Genomic DNA, 383 nt, shown 5'->3' on the forward strand with positions numbered 1-383 from the left:
TCATCGGCCAGGTCATCACGGGCCACACCGGTCACCGTGGCGTACCGCAACTGCATGGCCTGCACCGAGCGGGCCACCTTCGTGGGTTCGAACATGTCCACCGGGGAGGGTTTGCCGGTATCGATCTGGCAGAAATCACAGCGCCGGGTGCACTCGGACCCGCCGATCAGGAACGTCGCTTCCTTGTCTTCCCAGCACTCGAAAATGTTCGGGCAACCGGCCTCTTCACAGACCGTGTGCAACCCTTCCTTCTTCACCAGGTTCTTGAGCTGGACGAACTCAGGACCCATCTGGACCTTGGCCTTGATCCACTCAGGCTTACGTTCAACCGGTACCGCCGAGTTACGCTGCTCAACGCGCAGCAACTTACGGCCTTCAGGTGC

The 383-nt window shown here is 60.6% G+C and carries 1 pseudogene; it reads right to left on the bottom strand.

What is annotated here, in order from left to right:
- Nucleotides 1-383: pseudogene (locus NEK97_RS19795) on the bottom strand (lipoyl synthase); the annotation flags it as partial.

Origin of the sequence: Paenarthrobacter sp. UW852 (assembly GCF_024608385.1) — a bacterium.
Classification (GTDB): Bacteria; Actinomycetota; Actinomycetes; order Actinomycetales; family Micrococcaceae; genus Arthrobacter.